This window comes from Paracoccus aminophilus JCM 7686, assembly GCF_000444995.1.
Taxonomy (GTDB): domain Bacteria; phylum Pseudomonadota; class Alphaproteobacteria; order Rhodobacterales; family Rhodobacteraceae; genus Paracoccus; species Paracoccus aminophilus.
The window spans coordinates 2,967,081-2,984,237 of record NC_022041.1 but is presented as its reverse complement, the minus strand read 5'-3'; the positions used below and the strand labels follow the sequence as shown (position 1 = coordinate 2,984,237).

Here is a 17,157-nt window from a genome sequence, read left to right as displayed (position 1 = left end):
CTACGCCTTAGCCACCGCCGCAAGCCAGCTTTCGAGCGCGGCAAGCGCCTCGGGCTCGTCGAGGAAGGGAATATGTGCGCGGTCGGGCACTTCGGCGAAGATCATGTCGGGGCGACGGCGGCGCATCTCATCGGCGGTCGCCTCGGACAGCAGATCCGAATTCGCGCCCCGGATCAGCGCCAGAGGCAGGCCCTCGGCCGCGTCAAAGAGCGGCCAGACCTCGGGCAGCGGGCTGACCTTGAAGGCTTCGAGGAAGGAGGTGCGCAGCTCGGGGTCGTAGTTGATCCGCAGCCCCTCGGGTGTCTCGATGTAATGGTGTTGCGATTCCTGAAACCAGCGGGTTTCCGGCACATGGGCGAAACCGGCCATCAGCTTCGGCATCTTCACCGCGACCTCGACATGGGTCTTTGCGGCGGGATTGCGACCGACATAATCCATGATCTTCTCAAGGCCCGCGCGCTCGAGCACCGGCCCGACATCGTTCAGCGCAAGGCCGAGCATCCGGTCCTTGGCGGTCGCGGCGAGGAACATGCCGATCAGCCCGCCGCGCGAGGTGCCAAGCACCGCCGCTTTCTCGATCCCGAGCTCGTCGAGCAGCCGCAGCGCGTCCTGAGCCTCTTGCGGAACGGTATAGCTCGCCGCCCCGGTCCAATCCGAGCCGCCGCGCCCGCGATAATCGGGGCGAATCAGCCGGACGCCCGCGGGATGGATGTTCCTGAGATGGGGCGCGAGATAGTCGAAGTCCCGACCCGTCCGGGTCAGGCCAGAGAGCGCCAAAACCGGCAGCCCTTCGCCCTCATCGCTGTAAGCAAGTCGGGCGCCATCGGCTGCGAGGTAATGGCGCGTCTCCATCAGAGGTTTTCCGATTGCGGCATACCGAGAACGTGGTAGCCGCCATCGACCAGAATGGTCTCGCCCGTAGTGCAGGCACCCCAATCCGAGCTCAGCCAGACCGCCGTGCCGCCAATCGCCTCCAGCGTGGCATTGGCGCGCAGGGGCGCGTTCGCCTCGGTGTGGCGGAAGGTCTTGCGTGCGCCGCCAATGGCCGCGCCTGCCAGCGTCTTCATCGGGCCGGGGCTGATCGCATTGACGCGAATGCCTTCGGGGCCGAGGTCATTGGCCAGATAGCGCACCGCCGATTCCAGCGCTGCCTTGGCCACGCCCATGACGTTGTAGTAGGGCGTCACCCGGTTCGAGCCGGCATAGGTCAGCGTGAGGATCGAGCTGCCCGGATTCATCAGCCCATGCGCGCGCCGCGCCACGTCGATCAGCGAGAAACACGAGATCGTCATGGAGTTCTTGAAGTTGTCGCGCGTCGTGTTGATGAAACGCCCGGTCAGCTCGTTCTTGTCCGAGAAGGCGATGGCATGGACCAGAATGTCGAACTTGCCCCAACGCTTCTCGATCTCGGCAAAACCGGCATCGAGCGAGGCGTCATCGACGACATCGAGATCAATCAGGAAATCCGAGCCAAGCGAGGCGGCCAGCGGTTCGACCCGCTTGCCGAAAGCTTCACCCTGATAGGAAAAGGCAAGCTCTGCCCCCGCCTCATGCAAGGCCTTGGCAATGCCCCAGGCGATGGAGCGGTCATTCGCGACTCCCATGACCAGAGCGCGTTTTCCCTTGAGCAGTTCGGTCATGGCCTCACCCTTCTCGATCAATCACGGTAGACAGACATGGCGAGCGTCGCATTGGTCCCGCCAAAGCCGAAGCTGTTGGACAGAGCCGTGTCGAACTCGACATTGTCGATGCGTTCCAGTGCGATTTCCTCTGGCTTCAGCGCCGGGTCAAGCTGTGTGACGTTGGCGGAAGCGGCGATGAAGCCATTTTGCATCATAAGTAGGGTATAGATCGCCTCATGCACGCCGGTCGCGCCAAGCGAATGGCCGGTGAGCGATTTGGTCGAGGCGACTTTCGGCATCTTGTCTGCGCCGAAGACACGGCGGATCGCTTCGACCTCGCCGATATCGCCGACCGGGGTCGAGGTGCCATGGGCGTTGACATAATTGACCTTGCGCTCGCCAAGCGTCGCAAGCGCCAGACGCATCGAGCGCTCGCCGCCTTCGCCCGAGGGGGCAACCATGTCATAGCCGTCCGAGGTCGCGCCGTAGCCGGTGACTTCGCCGTAGATCTTGGCGCCGCGCGCCAGCGCATGGCTCAGCTCTTCGAGAACGACGACGCCACCGCCGCCTGCGATGACAAAGCCGTCGCGGGTGACATCATAGGGCCGCGAGGCGGTTTCGGGCGTGTCGTTATATTTCGACGACATCGCGCCCATCGCGTCAAAGAGGCAGGAGAGCGTCCAATGGAGCTCTTCGCCGCCGCCCGCGAAGACGATGTCTTGCTTGCCCATCTGGATCTGCTCGACGCCATTGCCGATGCAATGCGCAGAGGTCGAACAGGCCGAGGTGATCGAATAGTTCACGCCCTTGATCTTGAAGGGCGTCGCGAGACAAGCCGAATTGGTCGAGGACATGCCGCGGGTGACCATGAACGGCCCCATCTTCTTCGGCGCGCCTTTTTCCAGCGTGATCTTATGGGCCTCGAAGAGATTCGAGGTCGACGGCCCACCCGAGCCCATGATCAGGCCGGTGCGCTCGTTCGAAACGTCTTTTTCCTCAAGCCCGGCATCGGCAATAGCCTGCTCCATGGCGATGAAGTTGTAAGCCGCGCCCGGACCCATGAAGCGCAGGTTGCGCTTGTCGATGTGATCCTCAACCGCGATCTTGGGCATGCCGTGAACCTGGCTGCGAAAGCCAAGCTCGGCATATTCCGGGGCTGCCGAAATGCCGGATTTGCCATGCCGCAGGCTGTCGAGCACCTCGGAGGCATTGTTGCCGATGGGCGAGACGATCCCCAGCCCGGTAATAACCACGCGACGCATGGTGTCCTCCTTCTTCTCAGGTCAGCTTGCCGAAAGGGCGACCTTCATGTCCTTGACTTCATAGATGGTCTCGCCATCCGCTTCGACGCGGCCATCGGCCACGCCCATGGTCAGGCGGCGGGTCTGGATCGCTTTGGTGAAGTCAACGAAATAACGCAGCATCTTGCGGTCCGGACGGACCATCCCGGTCAGTTTAACCTCTCCGACGCCAAGCGCATAGCCACGACCCTGCCAGCCGCGCCAGCCGAGGTTGAAGCCGGTGAGCTGCCACAAGCCGTCAAGGCCAAGGCAGCCCGGCATGATCGGATTGCCCGGGAAATGGCATTCGAAGAACCACAGCTCGGGGTTGATATCATATTCTGCAACGACATGGCCCTTGCCATGCAGGCCGCCGTCGCCCGAAATATCGGTGATGCGATCCATCATCAGCATCGGCGGCGCGGGAAGCTGAGCATTTCCGGGACCAAAGAGCTCCCCGCGCGAGCAGGCCAGCAGGGCTTCCTTGTCGAAACTGGTCCGGGTCATTGTCATATATGTGCCTGCCTGTCGTCTGGGATGGGGGTTGGCCCCCATGGGAATGATGCGCTCCCGTCTATCACCCTGTATCCTTTAGGTGCAAGTCTCGCGACCGAGGCAGGATAGCGCAGAAAATCCTGTATCAGAACCACTGCCCCGGTTCCATCAGCCCAAGATCCATGAGCTGCTGCGGATTCCAGGCGAAGGTCCGCGAGTTCCCCCAGGTAAAGTCACGGATCGCCGCGCGCGATCCCGGGTTGCGCGCCAAGGCCTTCGCGACCCGAAACGAGGTGATCGCGGCGGTCAGATTGTGGTGCCAGGGGCAGGCGTAGGTGTTGTATTCCTCGTCATTGAAGCGGTGATCGGCCAGAATCTTCAGCCCCGGCTCGGTGCGAAACAGCGCAATTCGGTCGATGCGGCGGCGATCTGCGGGCAGGTGCTCTTCAAAGCGCCAGCGCAGGCCGCCGAAGAAATCGAGCTGGCGTTCGTGAAAGCCGCCGAAGCGGTCCGGCCGACCCAAAGCGTAATAGCCGGTCCGGTCAAACATCGCTTGGTCGAGGTCGATCCGCTCGGGAAAATGCTCGATCCGGGGCGGATAGAGATCGACGACATAGGTCAGCATCGCCCGCCGCCGCTCTTCGGCGTGAAAGGTCAGCATCTCGCCGATGCTGCGCGAATCCGAGAAGGGGAAGAACAGGAATTCGGCATTGTAGCAGTAGTAAAGCCAGCTCCGGTCCGGCACGGCGGCAATCACCGCATTGACCGCCGGGACATGGGAATTCGGCTGGCGGGCCGGGAAGCGCAGGCTGAAGACCCGGTCAACGGCCTCGGGCGGCAGCACACTTGCGGGCAGGGGATCGTCCGAGAGCACGAGGATCACCGGAAAGCCCAGTTTCAGATGATGCGCGATCGTCGCCGAAACCGCCGCCGGATCCTCGATCAGGATAATCGCCACCGGCCCCTTCACCTTCTTGAGCGTCGGCCCGGCCAAAAAAGCCGAGAAGTCGAGATGCGGCGGCGGGGTTGTCGGCGCTGCCGGGCGCGTGGACGGCGGCGCGGCCGGGGTGCTCAGAGCGGGCTGGATCTCGGATGGGGTCGCAGATTGAATGGTCGTCGAGGTCATTGCAGGGAGGCCTTGGCTTCTTCAAGCGCATTGATCAGCGCATCGGATTTGTCGCCCGCCGCGTCAATCTTGGCGCGCAGCTGGCTTTTCTGGGCTTCGGGCAGATCTGAGGCCGCAATCAGCGCCAGAACCTTCTCGCGGTCGAAAGGCTGATCCGCGCCCGATGGGTCGGTTTGCCCGCCAGATTGGCCCGCAGATTGATCTGGGGACGGGGTCGCGGCCTGGTCTGTGGCTCGGTCGGCGGCCTGCCCTGCGGCGACCGCGGCGGCGGTTGCCGTGTCGTTCGCCGCGCGCGCGATGGCGGCGGCAGCTTCCGGCTTGGGGGTCTCGGCCAGCGTTTCGGCTGCGGCTGCTGCGCGATCAGCGGCCCGGATTGCGGTTTCCGCTGCGGCTTCGGCATCGCGCGCAGCCGAGCTTGACGGCGCGGCGGCCACGGCGGACGCCGCCGCATCCACTGCAATCGCAGCCGCATCCGCTGCCCGGTCGGCGGCAGAAGCTGCGGCACCTTCGGCCCCTTGAGGGCTAAGTTGCGGGGCAGAGGCTTGCGGAGCCGTGGCCTGTGGGGCAGGCGCCGGAGCAGGACGCGCGGCCGTGATGGGCGCCGGAACCGGGGCGGCGGGCACGTTGGCCGTGCCCTCCTGCGGCGTGCCGTCGCCCGGCTCTGCCGCGATCTGGCCATCTTGCTGGAGGCCGTTCTGCTCAGAGCCGTCCTTCTGGAAGACCGTGTCGATCAGCCGAGTGGCGCGGCTGATGTCGCCCTCGGTCCAGACCCAGGCGCCACCAAGCGCGAGAATGAGGATGACGGCAAGCGTCAGGAAACGGGACATCGGCGCGCACTCCTCGACGGGCCCGGCTTCAACCGGGGCGGGTTCGCCCCTCTATCGCATGGGCGGCGTCATCGGGAAAGTCCGCTTGACGGCAGAGACCGCGCCGCATCGGAGGATCGTGGCTCGGATCGGTGCACGCCCGCGATGCACCCGCGCGATACCTGCACGCAGGAGGCCGCCAAAACGCCAGTAAAAGGCGCGAAAGACCACGGAAACAGGTTGAAAGCACAGGCACTGATCGCTATCTAAACCCAACAGATTCTCAACCATCTAAGGAACACTACCATAGCTCGCAGACCGCATAACGCACCGCCCGTCCGTGACACCGGCCCCCGCGTCAACGAACGAATCCGCGTCCCGGAAATTCGCCTGATCGGTGCGGATGGTGAGAACGTCGGGGTTGTGACCCCGGCAAAAGGGATCGAGCTGGCCGAGGCCGCGGGTCTCGATCTGGTCGAAATCTCGCCCAATGCCGTGCCGCCGGTCTGCAAGATCATGGACCTCGGCAAGTTCAAATATGAACAGCAAAAGCGCGAGGCCGAGGCACGCAAGAAGCAGAAGATCATCGAGGTCAAGGAAATCAAGTTCCGTCCCGGGACCGATACCCATGACTACGAAGTCAAGATGCGCAGCGTGCTGAAGTTCCTTGAAGAAGGCGACAAGGTGAAGATCACCCTGCGCTTCCGCGGTCGCGAAATGGCGCACCAGCAGCTCGGTCTTGAACTGCTGCACCGCGTCTCGGCCGATGTCGGCGAGAATGGCAAGGTCGAGTCGATGCCGAAGCTCGAAGGCCGCCAGATGGTGATGATGATCTCGCCCAAATAAGGGCGGGACCATCGACGACGACAGACTTGGAAGGGAAGGCGCATGATGCCGGAAGTTCGGATTTTGGTCATGCGCGACGAGGGGGCCGACCCCTCGCTTCCGCTTCCGGAGTATCAGACCGCAGGCGCATCCGGTGCGGATTTGCGCGCCGATCTGGGCGGCGGTGAGATTGCGCTGGCGCCCGGTGAGATCAAGCTGATCCCGACCGGACTTCGCGTCGAAATTCCCGAAGGCTATGAAATGCAGCTTCGCCCCCGCTCTGGGCTGGCGTTGAAACATGGCATTTCGCTGCCGAATGCGCCGGGCACGATTGACAGCGATTATCGCGGCCCGTTGGGCGTGATCCTGATCAACCTTGGCCGCGAGACCTTCCTTGTCAAACATGGCGAGCGGATCGCGCAGGCGGTGATCGCCCCGGTCACGCGCGCAAGCTATGTCATGGCCGAGGTGCTTTCGGATTCTGACCGCGCGGCTGGCGGCTTCGGCTCGACCGGGCGCGGCTGACGAGGGCGGGCTATGCTCGTCCTGTTCCTCTTTCTTGCCATCTGGGCGGCGGGCCGGTTTTTCGGTCTGCGCGCGCTTTATCTGTGGCTCGCGGCGCTGGGGCTGTGGCTTGGCGTGATCGCTGTGCAGCTGCTGCAACCGGATAGCCGCCTCGCCCATGCCATCGGCGGCGGGCCAGAAGCCTGGGTGATGGGCGGCGTGATCGTCGCTCTGGTGCTGGCCTATCGCCGTCTGGTCGGACTGGCCCATCGCGCGGCCGTTCCGGTGGTGACGGGCGGGACCTCTCCCCATCCTGAAAGCGCTCCCAATGCGACGCCCAGGCCGCAAGCTCTGCTTGCTGATGACGAACTGGACCGCTACGCCCGCCATATGGTCCTGCGCGAGATCGGCGGCCCGGGCCAAGCCAAGCTGCGCCGCGCCAATGTGCTGATCGTGGGGGCGGGGGCGCTTGGCTCTCCGGTTGCGCTCTATTTGGCGGCGGCGGGCTTTGGCCGGATCACCTTGGCCGATGCCGATCATGTCAGCATCTCGAACCTGCAACGCCAGATCCTTTTTCGCAGCAGCGACGCCGGGGCGCCCAAGGTCGAGGCCGGTCGCGCGGCGCTGGCCGCGCTGAACCCGCATGTCGAGGTCACGAGCTTGCCGCGCTTCGTCACCGCCGAGGATGCTCCGCTGATCGGCGGCTTCGATCTGGTGCTCGACGGCACTGATACATTCGCCGCGCGGCAGGCGATCAATGCGGCTTGCGTCGCGGCGGGCGTGCCGCTGGTCTCGGGCACGATTGCGCAATGGGAGGGGCAGCTCACCGTCTGGGACCCGGCGCGCGGCGCGCCCTGCATGGCTTGCCTCTTCCCCGAGGCACCCGCCGACGGCCTTGCGCCCTCTTGCGCCGAAGCGGGCGTGGTCGGGGCTTTGCCGGGCGTGATCGGCTCGATGATGGCGCTCGAGGCGATCAAGGCGATCACCGGCGCGGGCGCCGTGTCGCGCGGGCGCATGACGATTTTCGACGGGCTCTGGGGCGAGACGCGCACGATCACCATCCGCCGCCGCGAAGGTTGCCCGGTTTGCGGCGGCGTGCATCTCTGAGGGGCCTGCCGCCCTTGCCAAGCCGCGCCTGCGGGTTACATCCTTGAGCAAAGGGGAAAGCCCCGCCCATCAAGGAGATCGCGATGAATCCCGAAATCACCCATTGGTCCGGTCCGCAGGGTCTGCCCCGGTTCGATCTGATCAAGGACGAGGATTTCCCCGCCGCTTTCGATCAATGCCTGACTGACGCCGAAGCGGCTGCCGAAGCGATTGCCGCCAATCCGGCACCCGCGACTTTCGCCAATACCATCGCCGCGATCGAGACCTCGGAAGAGGGGCTGAACCGGCTTTGCGCGATTTTCTACACGCTGACCGGAGTCGATTCGAATCCGGCGCGCGAAAAGCTGCAACGCGAGATCGCGCCGCGTCTGGCCGCGCATGGCTCGAAAATCAGCATGGACCCGCGTCTCTTCGCACGCGTGCAGGCGGTGGCAGAGACGGCCGAGGGGCTCGCCCCCGAGGATCGCCGCCTGACCGAGCTGACATTGCGTGGGTTGCGCCGGGCGGGGGCGGCGCTGACCGGGGCCGACCGCGAGCGCATGGCCGCGCTTCGCGAAAGGCTGGCGGTTCTGACCACCGATTTCACCCAAAACGTGCTGACCGATGAGCGCGATTTCGTCATGTCGGTCGCCGATGACAAGCTTGCCGGTCTGCCCGATTGGCTTTTGCGCGCGATGCGGGCGGCGGCCAAGGAACGCGGCATGGCGGGGCAGGTCGTGACGCTCAACCGCTCTCTGATCGTGCCGTTTCTTGAATATGCCGAGGATCGCGCGCTGCGCGAGGTCGCGTGGCGGGCTTGGGGCGCGCGTGGTTCGGGGGCTGGGGCGGGCGGCGAAAAGACCGACAACCTGCCGCTCGTCACCGAGATTTTGGCGCTGCGCCATGAGCGCGCCCAGCTTTTGGGCTATGCCGATTTCGCGGCCTATAAGCTCGATCCCGAGATGGCCAAGACCGCGCAGAATGTCGAGGATCTGCTGATGCAGGTCTGGAAGCCCGCCGTCGCCCGCGCCAATCTGGACGCCGAGGCCTTCACTCAGGCGCTGCATGCGGATGGCGTTAACGGCGCACTGGAACCTTGGGACTGGCGCTTCTATGCCGAGCGCCGCCGCCGCGCCGAGCATGAGATCGACGAGGCCGAGGTGAAGCCTTACCTGAATCTCGAGGCGATGATCGGCGCGGTCTTTGACACGGCGACCCGGCTTTTCGGACTGGAGTTCCGTGAATTCGAGGCGCCGCTTTGGGTGCCCGAGGCCCGCGCATGGGAGATCACGCGCGACGGCAAGCTGATGGCGATTTTCGTCGGGGACTATTTCGCGCGGCCGTCGAAACGCTCGGGCGCGTGGTGCTCGACGTTGACCCAGCAGGACAAGATCGGCGGCGGTCATCGCGCCATTGTCATGAACATCTGCAACTTCACCCCGCCCGAACAGCCCGGCGCTCCGGCCTATTTGTCGTGGGACGATGCCCATACGCTTTTCCACGAATTCGGCCATGCGCTGCACAATATCCTGTCGGATGTGACCTGGCCCTCAATGTCGGGCACCTCGGTCGCGCGCGATTTCGTCGAGCTGCCGAGCCAGCTTTACGAGCATTGGCTGGAACAGCCCGAAGTGCTCGACCGCCATGCCCGCCATGCCGAGACCGGCGCGGCTTTGCCCGCCGCGCTGCGCGATCGCATGATTGCGGCCGGCAATGCCGATCAGGGATTTGCCACGACCGAATATCTCGAAAGCGCCTTGGTCGATCTGGCCTTCCACCGGGGCGAGCCTGCCGCCGATCCGATGGCGAAACAGGCCGAGGTGCTTGCGGCATTGGGCGCGCCTGCCGCGATCCCGATGCGCCATGCCACCCCACATTTTGCGCATGTCTTCTCGGGCGACGGCTACTCCTCGGGGTATTACAGCTATATGTGGTCCGAGGTCATGGATGCCGACGCCTTCGAGGCCTTCATGGAAAAGGGCGATGCCTTCGATCCCGAGACTGCGGCAAAATTGGAACAATGGATCCTGTCGAAAGGCGATTCCCTGCCCGCAGACGAACTTTGGCTAAAATTTCGGGAACGAAAACCGGGGGTTCACGCTTTGTTGAGAGGACGCGGTCTGGAAACCGCGCGTTCTTGACAGAAGGGAGAATTCGAATGGTCTTCACCAAGAAACTCATGCTTCCGCTGGCAGCCCTCGCTTTGGTCGGTGCTGTTGCTGCCTGCGACAAAGTCGCCCCTGCCACGCCGGAACCGACCCCTGGCCCCATCGCCCAATCCAACGCGCTGAACGGCACCTATGATCTGCGCGCCAGCGATTGCGGCAATCCGGCCAGCAAGACCGCATTGATCATCGACGGCAACAACTTCAACTTCCCGGGTGTTGGTGCAAGCTGCACCGTTGCCAATTCCCAGCAGCAGGTGAACCGCACGCAGGTGACGCTGTCGTGTAACGGTGGTCATGGTCCGACCAACCGCATCATCGACCTGCAATCGCGTCCGGGCGTTCTGCGCGTGACCGAGGATCGCAAAACCGCGACCTATTACCAGTGCTCGCGCGCTGAAGCGTCCAGCAACACCCAGCCGGTCCTCAGCCAGCCGCGCAACCAGCTCTGAGACAGGGCTCTGCGCAAAACAAAACAGCCGGAGATTGCTCTCCGGCTGTTTTTTTATCTCGATTTGGGAGGCGCGGCTTAGTCGCGCAGCTCATTGGCATCGACGCCCCAGATATCGGATTTGCGCACCCAGCCCTTTTCGCCGCCGCCTGAAATTCGGCACCAGCTTTTGTTGCATTCATGCAGGCGGACGATTGCGCCGGCCTCGGCCCGCGCCACGACAGAGGCGTTTTCATCCGGGCGCGCCAGAAGTTCGAGCATATCCTTTTGCACGATCGCCGTGCGCACGCCCGACAAGAGCGCGTAATGGACCCAGCCGCCCGCGCCATCCTGATCCTCGACCCGGCGCCAATGGCCGAATTCGGCGACAACGCGCAGCGGCATCCCGGGGTGACGGAAGACCCAGTCGATGCGATGCGACAGCGAAGGACCGCGCCGGGCATTGCCCTCGCTGCCCTTGAGGCTGACATAGCGCGGCAACGGCAGATTGGTCACCGGTCCCCGATCGGGATCGCGTTGCATCTGCTCGGTTCCCGCGCTGGGAGCGATGTTCTGATTCTCGATGGCCTCGACCGTCGCCTCCGAGGAATCGCTTTGGGCGCTCGCGGCACCCGGAAGCGAAAGCGGAACCGCCGTCAGCATCAGCAAAGCCAGAGCCAGCCGTGCCTTAAATAGAATCATTTGCCCGTCCTGCCTTGTTCGGGGTCTTGTCTCTGCCCCGCATCATGGGCAGTTTGCCAAAAGCCGCCCGGCATTGGAAGAGAGGAGCCGCCATGACTGCACCATATGCGACCAATCCGTCCCGCACTCGCCTGAAGGTGGCCGTCACGCGCAAGCTGCCCGAGACGGTCGAGACCCGGATGTCAGAGCTCTTTGATGTCGTGCTGCGCGAGGATGATCGGCGCATGTCGCGTGAAGAAATCTCTGTAGCCATGCGGGATTGCGACGTTCTGGTGCCGACGGTGACGGATATGATCGACGCGAATATGCTGGCGCAGGCCGGAGAGCGGCTGAAGCTGATCGCGAATTATGGCGCGGGGGTCGATCACATTGACGTTCACTCGGCGCGGCAGCGTGGCATTTTGGTCACCAACACGCCCGGCGTTGTCACCGAAGATACGGCGGATATGGCGCTTGCGCTGATTCTCGCGGTTACCCGCCGCCTGCCCGAAGGCATGGCTGAGATGCAGGCGGGCCGCTGGAGCGGCTGGTCGCCGACCTCGCATCTGGGCGGGCGCGTCGGCGGGCGTCGCCTTGGCATTTTGGGCATGGGCCGCATCGGTCAGGCGGTCGCGCGCCGCGCCAATGCTTTCGGGATGCAGATCCATTACCACAACCGCCGTCGCCTGCGCCCCGAGATTGAGGCCGAGCTTCAGCCGACCTATTGGGAAAGCCTCGATCAGATGGTGAGCCGGATGGACATCCTCTCGATCAACGCGCCGCATACGCCCTCGACCTTCCATCTGATGAATGCGCGCCGCCTGAAGCTGATGAAGCCCTCGGCAGTGATCGTGAACACTTCGCGCGGCGAGGTCATCGACGAAAACGCGCTGACCCGGATGCTGCGCGCCGGAGAGATCGCGGGCGCGGGCCTCGATGTCTTCGAGCATGGCCACGAGATCAACCCGCGCCTGCGCGAACTCCCGAATGTCGTCCTGCTGCCGCATATGGGCTCGGCGACCGTCGAGGGCCGCGCCGAGATGGGCGAGAAGGTCATCATCAACATCAAGACCTTTGCCGATGGCCATCGCCCGCCGGATCAGGTCTTGCCGAACAGCTTCTGAGCCAAATGCGTGAGTTGCGGGCAGAGCGCCCATTGGTCGCTCCGCCCAGATACCCCTCCAGCGACTCGTCGCGCGGCAGACGCCTTTTCGGGCGGGTGCTGCGCTTCATCCTTGCCGTCGTCGCACTGGGGTTTCTCGCCTTTTCCGCGCATGGGCTGTGGCAGATTTCGACCTCGCTCGGTGGGCGCTGGCTGATCGAGCGCACGGGGTCGGAACTCAGCGCCGCCATGACGCGGGCGACGCTTGGCGATGCCCCTCAGCCGCGCCTCGAGGCCGCGCTGTCAGAAGAGCTGGCCAATGATCCGCGCGACTGGATCGTCATCAATAGCCTGACCGAGATCGCCACCGCGCAGGGGATCACGCTTTCCCCCGAGCTTCAGACCCGCATCACCGAGACTTATGACGCGGATCACTCGATCCTGCACACGGCGGGCTCTTGCGCGCGCTGCGCTTGGAATAGCGCGAGTTGCGAGCTCAATACCGCGATGATCTGCGGAATCGCCGTCAATCTGACGCCCATCGGCGATATTGCCGGGATCTCGCGGGCGGGGATCGCCTATGCCAGCGGCGAAGAGGTCGATCAGATCGACGCCACGCTGTCGGTCGTGGGTCTGGGCGCAACTGGGCTCGCGCTCGCCAGCGGTGGCTCTTCGCTGACCGTGAAAGCGGGGGCGGGGTTTTTGAAATTCGCCCATCTCGCCGGAAAGATTCCGGTGGGGCTGACCCGCATCCTGCGCCGCGCGGCGGCAGAGGGCATCGACTGGGCCGCCTTGCCCGCCGTGCGCGGCATCAGCGATCTGCGCGGCGTGGTGCGGATGGACGCCTTGCGCCCGGCGGTCGATCTGGCCAGCGCGACCGGAGAGATGGTCGCCCGCACCGGCCCGCGTCAGGGGCTCTATCTGCTCGGCAAGACCGATGATCTCAATGATCTGCGCAAGATGGCGCGCGCGAGTGACGCGCTGGGCGAGCAGACGGCGGGTTATCTGAAACTGGCGGGCAAAAGCAAATTCCTGCGCCTGACTTTGCGCGTCACCCATGAGGCCTTTCAGGTGCTGGCGGGACTCGTGGGCTGGCTCGCGGCGCTGGTCTCGGCCCAGATCTCGCATCTTCTTGCGCGCACGAACCGGCGGCTGCGGCGCTATAGCAAAACTCTCTAACCTGCGGGTGCCTCGGGCAGATGGCGCAGCTTGTCGGGGTTGCGCATGATCCAGATCGCGGTGATCCGGCCCTCGCGGATCTCCAGGGCGGTGGTTTGGCGGATGCCGCCGCGCTCGGTCGAGACAAAACCCGGCGAGCCGTTGATGCGGCACAAGGGCGGGCAGGGGCGCTCCGGCATCGGCCATTTCCGCGCGATCCCGGCGAAGAGCTGCGCCGCCCGCCTGCGGCCTTGCAGCACATTGATCGCCGCCGTGACCTTGCCGCCGCCATCGGTATGAACCTCGATCTCCTCGGCGAAAAGATCGAGCAAAGCCTGCATGTCGCCCTCGCGGCTCGCACGCCAAAAGGCGGTGACGATCGGGGCGGCCTCGGCTATGGGGCGCGCGGCGACCGGCTCGACCCCGATCAGCCGTTTGCGGGCGCGTGAGACCAGCTGGCGGCATGCCGCTTCGCTGCGCCACAAAACCGCGCCGATCTCGTCAAAGCCATAGTCGAAGGCATCGCGCAGCAAAAACGCCGCGCGCATCTCGGGCGTCAGCCGCTCAAGCATCAACACCAACGCGATCCCGACCTCTTCGGTGACGATCCAGCCCGCCTCGGCATCGGGCGCGGCGTCGCTCAGAATGGGCTCGGGCAGCCAAGCCCCGACATAGGCCTCGCGCCGCACCCGCGCCGATTTGAGATGATCCAACGCGAGCCGCGTCACCACCGTGCTCATCCAGCGCGCCGAATCCTCAACACCCTCCGCCTGTGCAAAGCGCAGCCAAGCCTGCTGGACGAGATCCTCGCTCTCCGCGACCGAGCCGGTCATGCGATAGGCGAGCGCCATCAACCGACGCCGCTCACCTTCGAAAATCGCTGCCTGCGGATCAGGCGGCATGGTCCTGCGCCACCGGATGCTGCGAGCGGAAGCCCACGGCAAAGCGGTTCCAGGCGTTGATGACATTGATGACCAGCGTCAGATCAACCACCTCGGTCTCGCTGAATACCTCGACCACTGCGGCATAATCGCTGTCGGGCGCCCCGCTCGCCTCCAGCCGGGTCAGCGCATCGGCCCAAGCCAAAGCCGCCCGCTCGCGCGCATCAAAGGCCGGGCTCTCACGCCAGGCCGCCAGCACGTCCAGCTTTTGCTGCGAGACCCCAGCCGCCCGCGCATCCGGGGCATGCATGTTCAGGCAATAGGCGCAGCCATTGATCTGCGAGACGCGCATCTTCACCAATTCGCGCAACGCCAGCGGAATGCTCAGCCCTTTGGTGGCCTCTTCAATCGCCATCATCGCCTTCATCGCGGCAGGAGAGGCGCGGTAATAATTCAAACGGGTGCTCATCATCGTCGTCCTTGAAAGATCGCTACCCCCATAAGACGAGCCAGCCGCGCCAGTTGTGACAGCCACCCCGTCCGACAGCCAAAGAAAACACCCGCGCCCTCGCAGAAGTTGCATGAGGGCCCAATGAAAAGGGCGGGCGACCCGCAAGCCACCCGCCCAAAAATCGTCGTCAGATGAAACCGCTCAGCTCACGCGAATCGCAAAGCACTTGCGCACGGTCTCTTCGGTCTTCCAGATGCCGGTCCAGCCCTTTTCGATCTGGAACGTGTCGCCCGCCTGGAAATGCTGGGGCGCTTCGCCATCGGCGGTCAGCGTGACCTTGCCTTCGAACATATGGATGAATTCATCGACGCCGTAGGTGACGCGGTAGCTGCCCGGCGTGGCCTCCCAATAGCCGGTCAGATACTGCCCGTCCGCCGTCGCATTCTCGATCCAGGTCTTCATCGTCGGCTTGCCCTCGACCGGGGTCCACCAGTCCAGATCCTCGGTGATCGGTGCGACGTTAGGAGCCTTGTAGGTCCCGAATTTCTTGATCGCCATCTGCGTTCCTCCTCTGAGCGCATGCCGCGCGTCACAAACATTCCTGTAGGTAAAATTCCCTTCCCAAGCCTAGCCGCCGCCTCCCCCCCAATCAGCCCGGCCTTAAGTCGTAGCCGCCCGGGCTTCCGCTTTCTTCGTCACGAAAATACCCCGGGGGAGGCCCGTCAGGGCCGGGGGCAGAGCCCCCGCACAGGATCAGTTCTCCTTTCCGCATTCCCGCGCTATGAAGGGGCGAAAGCGCAAAGGATAAGACCATGACCACCCCGCTTTCCGCCCTTATTTCAACCGCACGCGGCGAAGCGCCAGCCGATCTTGTCCTGCGCGGCGGGCGGGTTTTCGATCTTGTCACCGGAGATCTCCTCGAGGGCGATGTCGCGATCACCGGCGACCGGATCGTGGGGACCTGTGGGGCCTATGAGGGCAAAAGGGTCATTGACGTCTCGGGGCTGATCCTCGTGCCGGGTTTCATCGACACGCATCTCCATGTCGAAAGCAGCCTGATCACGCCGCATGAATTCGACCGCTGCGTCACGCCGCGCGGCATCACCACGGCGATCTGCGATCCGCATGAGATCGCCAATGTCATCGGCACCGAGGGCATTCGCTGGTTCCAGAAAGCCTCTGAGCACCTGCTGATGGATCTACGCGTCCAGCTTTCCTCCTGCGTGCCCTCGACCGAGATGGAGACGACCGGCGCGCGGATCGAGGCCGAAGATCTCGCGCCCCTGCGCGGCCATCCCTCGGGGATCGGGCTAGCTGAATTCATGAACTATCCCGGCGTCATCCACCGCGATCCGGGCGCGATGGCCAAGCTTGAGCTGTTTCGGGGCGGCCATATCGACGGCCATTGCCCGCAGCTCTCGGGCCGCGATCTCAACGCCTATATCGCGGCGGGCATCCGCACCGAACACGAGGCGACCACCGCCGAAGAAGCGCGCGAGAAGCTGCAAAAGGGCATGCGCGTCCTGATCCGCGAGGGCTCGGTCTCGAAAGATCTCGATGCGCTGCAACCGCTTCTGACCGAGCGCACCAGCGCCTATCTGTGCCTGTGCACTGATGACCGCAATCCGCTTGATATCGCGGAACATGGTCACCTCGATTACATGATCCGCCGCCTGATCGCGCTGGGCACGCCGGTGCTCGCCGCCTATCGCGCGGCATCGCTTTCGGCCGCCGAGGCGTTTGGCCTGAAGGATCGCGGGCTGATTGCGCCGGGGTTGCGCGCCGATATCGTGGCGATTGATAGCCTTGAAGGTTGCCACGCGCAGCTCGTCCTTGCGGCGGGCCGCGTCGTCGATGAGGCGGCTTTGGCTGCGCGCGAGACCCTGCCCGAGATCGGGCGCCACTCGGTCAAGGCGCCGAAAGTCACGGCCCGCGATTTCCGCAACAGCGCCAATCACGCCACCACCGATGTCATCGGCATCATGGAAGGCAAGATCATCACCCAGCATCTTTATGAAGATATCGCGATCGAGGATGGCGACAAACGCCCCGATCCCGCCCGCGATCTGATGCGCATCGCAGTGATCGAGCGGCACGGCAAGAACGGCAATATCGCCACGGGTTTCGTCAAGGGTTTCGGGATCAAACGCGGCGCGATTGCCTCGACCGTTTGCCATGACCATCACAATATCGCGGTGATCGGCGCGGATTACGACGATATGGCCCTAGCCGCGAACCGGCTGAGCGAGATCGAGGGCGGTTTCGTCGTCACCGAAGCCGGCAAGATTCTGGCTGAACTGCCGCTTCCTGTCGCCGGGCTGATGAGCCTTGATCCGTTCGAGGCAGTGCGCGCGCGGCTGGTCAAGCTGCGTGAGGCGGCCCATAGCCTTGGCGTGACGCTGGAAGAGCCTTTCCTGCAACTCGCCTTCCTCGCGCTGCCGGTGATCCCCGCGCTGAAGATCACCGACCGCGGCATGGTCGATGTCGAGAAATTCGAGATCATTCCGGGCTGAGGCAGCGCGCGGGTCGCGATGGCTCCCTATAT

18 protein-coding genes are annotated in these 17,157 nt (G+C 64.3%); 8 read left to right on the top strand and 10 right to left on the bottom strand.

Annotated elements, in window-relative coordinates:
- The 6 genes from JCM7686_RS14545 to JCM7686_RS23565 form a co-directional block, all read right to left on the bottom strand.
- A complete protein-coding gene (locus tag JCM7686_RS14545; protein WP_020951573.1) occupies positions 1-852 on the bottom strand; it encodes an alpha/beta fold hydrolase in 852 nt (283 codons plus the stop codon).
- Positions 852-1,640 (bottom strand): enoyl-ACP reductase FabI, encoded by a 789-nt coding sequence (locus tag JCM7686_RS14540; protein WP_020951572.1) that lies wholly within the window; start codon positions 1,638-1,640, stop codon positions 852-854. Before JCM7686_RS14540 ends, JCM7686_RS14545 begins: the two co-directional genes overlap by 1 nt.
- A gap of 17 nt (positions 1,641-1,657) precedes the next feature.
- Entirely contained in the window at positions 1,658-2,884 is a 1,227-nt protein-coding gene (gene fabB / locus JCM7686_RS14535) for a beta-ketoacyl-ACP synthase I (protein ID WP_020951571.1), read from the bottom strand.
- Positions 2,885-2,905: 21 nt separating this feature from the next.
- On the bottom strand, positions 2,906-3,415 hold the full coding sequence (fabA, locus tag JCM7686_RS14530; protein WP_041527381.1) for a bifunctional 3-hydroxydecanoyl-ACP dehydratase/trans-2-decenoyl-ACP isomerase: 510 nt from the start codon (positions 3,413-3,415) through the stop codon (positions 2,906-2,908).
- A 127-nt stretch (positions 3,416-3,542) separates the two neighbouring features.
- Positions 3,543-4,523 (bottom strand): glycosyltransferase family 2 protein, encoded by a 981-nt coding sequence (locus JCM7686_RS14525; protein WP_020951569.1) that lies wholly within the window; start codon positions 4,521-4,523, stop codon positions 3,543-3,545.
- Positions 4,520-5,350, bottom strand: coding sequence for a hypothetical protein (locus tag JCM7686_RS23565; protein ID WP_020951568.1), 831 nt, complete (start codon positions 5,348-5,350; stop codon positions 4,520-4,522). Before JCM7686_RS23565 ends, JCM7686_RS14525 begins: the two co-directional genes overlap by 4 nt.
- Before the next feature lie 258 nt (positions 5,351-5,608).
- On the opposite strand from JCM7686_RS23565, the gene infC reads away from it, so the two are divergent.
- The 5 genes from infC (at position 5,609) to JCM7686_RS14495 (ending at position 10,361) form a co-directional block, all read left to right on the top strand.
- Positions 5,609-6,175 carry a translation initiation factor IF-3 gene (gene infC, locus JCM7686_RS14515; RefSeq protein WP_456238438.1) on the top strand — a complete coding sequence of 189 codons (567 nt, stop codon included), beginning with the start codon at positions 5,609-5,611 and terminating at the stop codon, positions 6,173-6,175.
- A gap of 42 nt (positions 6,176-6,217) precedes the next feature.
- On the top strand, positions 6,218-6,679 hold the full coding sequence (dut, locus tag JCM7686_RS14510; RefSeq protein ID WP_020951566.1) for a dUTP diphosphatase: 462 nt from the start codon (positions 6,218-6,220) through the stop codon (positions 6,677-6,679).
- Between the two features lie 12 nt (positions 6,680-6,691).
- Positions 6,692-7,765: a HesA/MoeB/ThiF family protein gene (locus JCM7686_RS14505; protein WP_020951565.1), complete on the top strand. Its 1,074-nt coding sequence runs from the start codon at positions 6,692-6,694 to the stop codon at positions 7,763-7,765.
- An 83-nt stretch (positions 7,766-7,848) separates the two neighbouring features.
- Positions 7,849-9,885, top strand: coding sequence for a M3 family metallopeptidase (locus tag JCM7686_RS14500; RefSeq protein ID WP_020951564.1), 2,037 nt, complete (start codon positions 7,849-7,851; stop codon positions 9,883-9,885).
- Positions 9,886-9,902: 17 nt separating this feature from the next.
- The gene (locus JCM7686_RS14495) at positions 9,903-10,361 is read left to right on the top strand and encodes a hypothetical protein (protein WP_041527380.1); all 459 of its coding nucleotides are present in this window, start codon (positions 9,903-9,905) and stop codon (positions 10,359-10,361) included.
- Between the two features lie 77 nt (positions 10,362-10,438).
- Here the strand turns inward: JCM7686_RS14495 and JCM7686_RS14490 are convergent, their stop codons facing one another.
- Complete coding sequence (locus tag JCM7686_RS14490) at positions 10,439-11,041, bottom strand: SH3 domain-containing protein (protein WP_020951562.1); 603 nt, start codon at positions 11,039-11,041, stop codon at positions 10,439-10,441.
- Positions 11,042-11,133: 92 nt separating this feature from the next.
- On the opposite strand from JCM7686_RS14490, the gene JCM7686_RS14485 reads away from it, so the two are divergent.
- Both JCM7686_RS14485 and JCM7686_RS14480 read left to right on the top strand, forming a co-directional pair.
- Positions 11,134-12,144 (top strand): 2-hydroxyacid dehydrogenase, encoded by a 1,011-nt coding sequence (locus JCM7686_RS14485; protein WP_020951561.1) that lies wholly within the window; start codon positions 11,134-11,136, stop codon positions 12,142-12,144.
- A gap of 95 nt (positions 12,145-12,239) precedes the next feature.
- Complete coding sequence (locus JCM7686_RS14480; protein WP_051201579.1) at positions 12,240-13,301, top strand: hypothetical protein; 1,062 nt, start codon at positions 12,240-12,242, stop codon at positions 13,299-13,301.
- Here JCM7686_RS14480 and sigJ read toward each other — a convergent pair.
- The 3 genes from sigJ to JCM7686_RS14465 form a co-directional block, all read right to left on the bottom strand.
- A complete protein-coding gene (sigJ, locus tag JCM7686_RS14475; RefSeq protein ID WP_020951559.1) occupies positions 13,298-14,182 on the bottom strand; it encodes an RNA polymerase sigma factor SigJ in 885 nt (294 codons plus the stop codon). The genes JCM7686_RS14480 and sigJ overlap by 4 nt on opposite strands.
- Positions 14,172-14,630 carry a carboxymuconolactone decarboxylase family protein gene (locus tag JCM7686_RS14470; RefSeq protein WP_041527963.1) on the bottom strand — a complete coding sequence of 153 codons (459 nt, stop codon included), beginning with the start codon at positions 14,628-14,630 and terminating at the stop codon, positions 14,172-14,174. Before JCM7686_RS14470 ends, sigJ begins: the two co-directional genes overlap by 11 nt.
- 183 nt (positions 14,631-14,813) lie before the next feature.
- Positions 14,814-15,170: a cupin domain-containing protein gene (locus tag JCM7686_RS14465; protein WP_020951557.1), complete on the bottom strand. Its 357-nt coding sequence runs from the start codon at positions 15,168-15,170 to the stop codon at positions 14,814-14,816.
- A gap of 254 nt (positions 15,171-15,424) precedes the next feature.
- Here JCM7686_RS14465 and ade point away from each other — a divergent pair, with 254 nt between their 5' ends.
- Entirely contained in the window at positions 15,425-17,125 is a 1,701-nt protein-coding gene (gene ade, locus JCM7686_RS14460) for an adenine deaminase (RefSeq protein WP_020951556.1), read from the top strand.
- Positions 17,126-17,157 lie beyond the last annotated feature (32 nt).

Bases quoted from the DNA above. Each gene is read 5' to 3' on its own strand.
- JCM7686_RS14525 (WP_020951569.1), bottom strand. From the start codon at position 4,523: ATGACCTCGACGACCATTCAATCTGCGACCCCATCCGAGATCCAGCCC.
- JCM7686_RS23565 (WP_020951568.1), bottom strand. From the start codon at position 5,350: ATGTCCCGTTTCCTGACGCTTGCCGTCATCCTCATTCTCGCGCTTGGT.
- JCM7686_RS14505 (WP_020951565.1), top strand. From the start codon at position 6,692: ATGCTCGTCCTGTTCCTCTTTCTTGCCATCTGGGCGGCGGGCCGGTTT.
- fabB (WP_020951571.1), bottom strand. From the start codon at position 2,884: ATGCGTCGCGTGGTTATTACCGGGCTGGGGATCGTCTCGCCCATCGGC.
- JCM7686_RS14490 (WP_020951562.1), bottom strand. From the start codon at position 11,041: ATGATTCTATTTAAGGCACGGCTGGCTCTGGCTTTGCTGATGCTGACG.
- fabA (WP_041527381.1), bottom strand. From the start codon at position 3,415: ATGACAATGACCCGGACCAGTTTCGACAAGGAAGCCCTGCTGGCCTGC.
- JCM7686_RS14500 (WP_020951564.1), top strand. From the start codon at position 7,849: ATGAATCCCGAAATCACCCATTGGTCCGGTCCGCAGGGTCTGCCCCGG.
- JCM7686_RS14465 (WP_020951557.1), bottom strand. From the start codon at position 15,170: ATGGCGATCAAGAAATTCGGGACCTACAAGGCTCCTAACGTCGCACCG.
- JCM7686_RS14540 (WP_020951572.1), bottom strand. From the start codon at position 1,640: ATGACCGAACTGCTCAAGGGAAAACGCGCTCTGGTCATGGGAGTCGCG.
- dut (WP_020951566.1), top strand. From the start codon at position 6,218: ATGATGCCGGAAGTTCGGATTTTGGTCATGCGCGACGAGGGGGCCGAC.
- JCM7686_RS14485 (WP_020951561.1), top strand. From the start codon at position 11,134: ATGACTGCACCATATGCGACCAATCCGTCCCGCACTCGCCTGAAGGTG.
- JCM7686_RS14545 (WP_020951573.1), bottom strand. From the start codon at position 852: ATGGAGACGCGCCATTACCTCGCAGCCGATGGCGCCCGACTTGCTTAC.
- ade (WP_020951556.1), top strand. From the start codon at position 15,425: ATGACCACCCCGCTTTCCGCCCTTATTTCAACCGCACGCGGCGAAGCG.
- JCM7686_RS14470 (WP_041527963.1), bottom strand. From the start codon at position 14,630: ATGAGCACCCGTTTGAATTATTACCGCGCCTCTCCTGCCGCGATGAAG.
- JCM7686_RS14495 (WP_041527380.1), top strand. From the start codon at position 9,903: ATGGTCTTCACCAAGAAACTCATGCTTCCGCTGGCAGCCCTCGCTTTG.
- sigJ (WP_020951559.1), bottom strand. From the start codon at position 14,182: ATGCCGCCTGATCCGCAGGCAGCGATTTTCGAAGGTGAGCGGCGTCGG.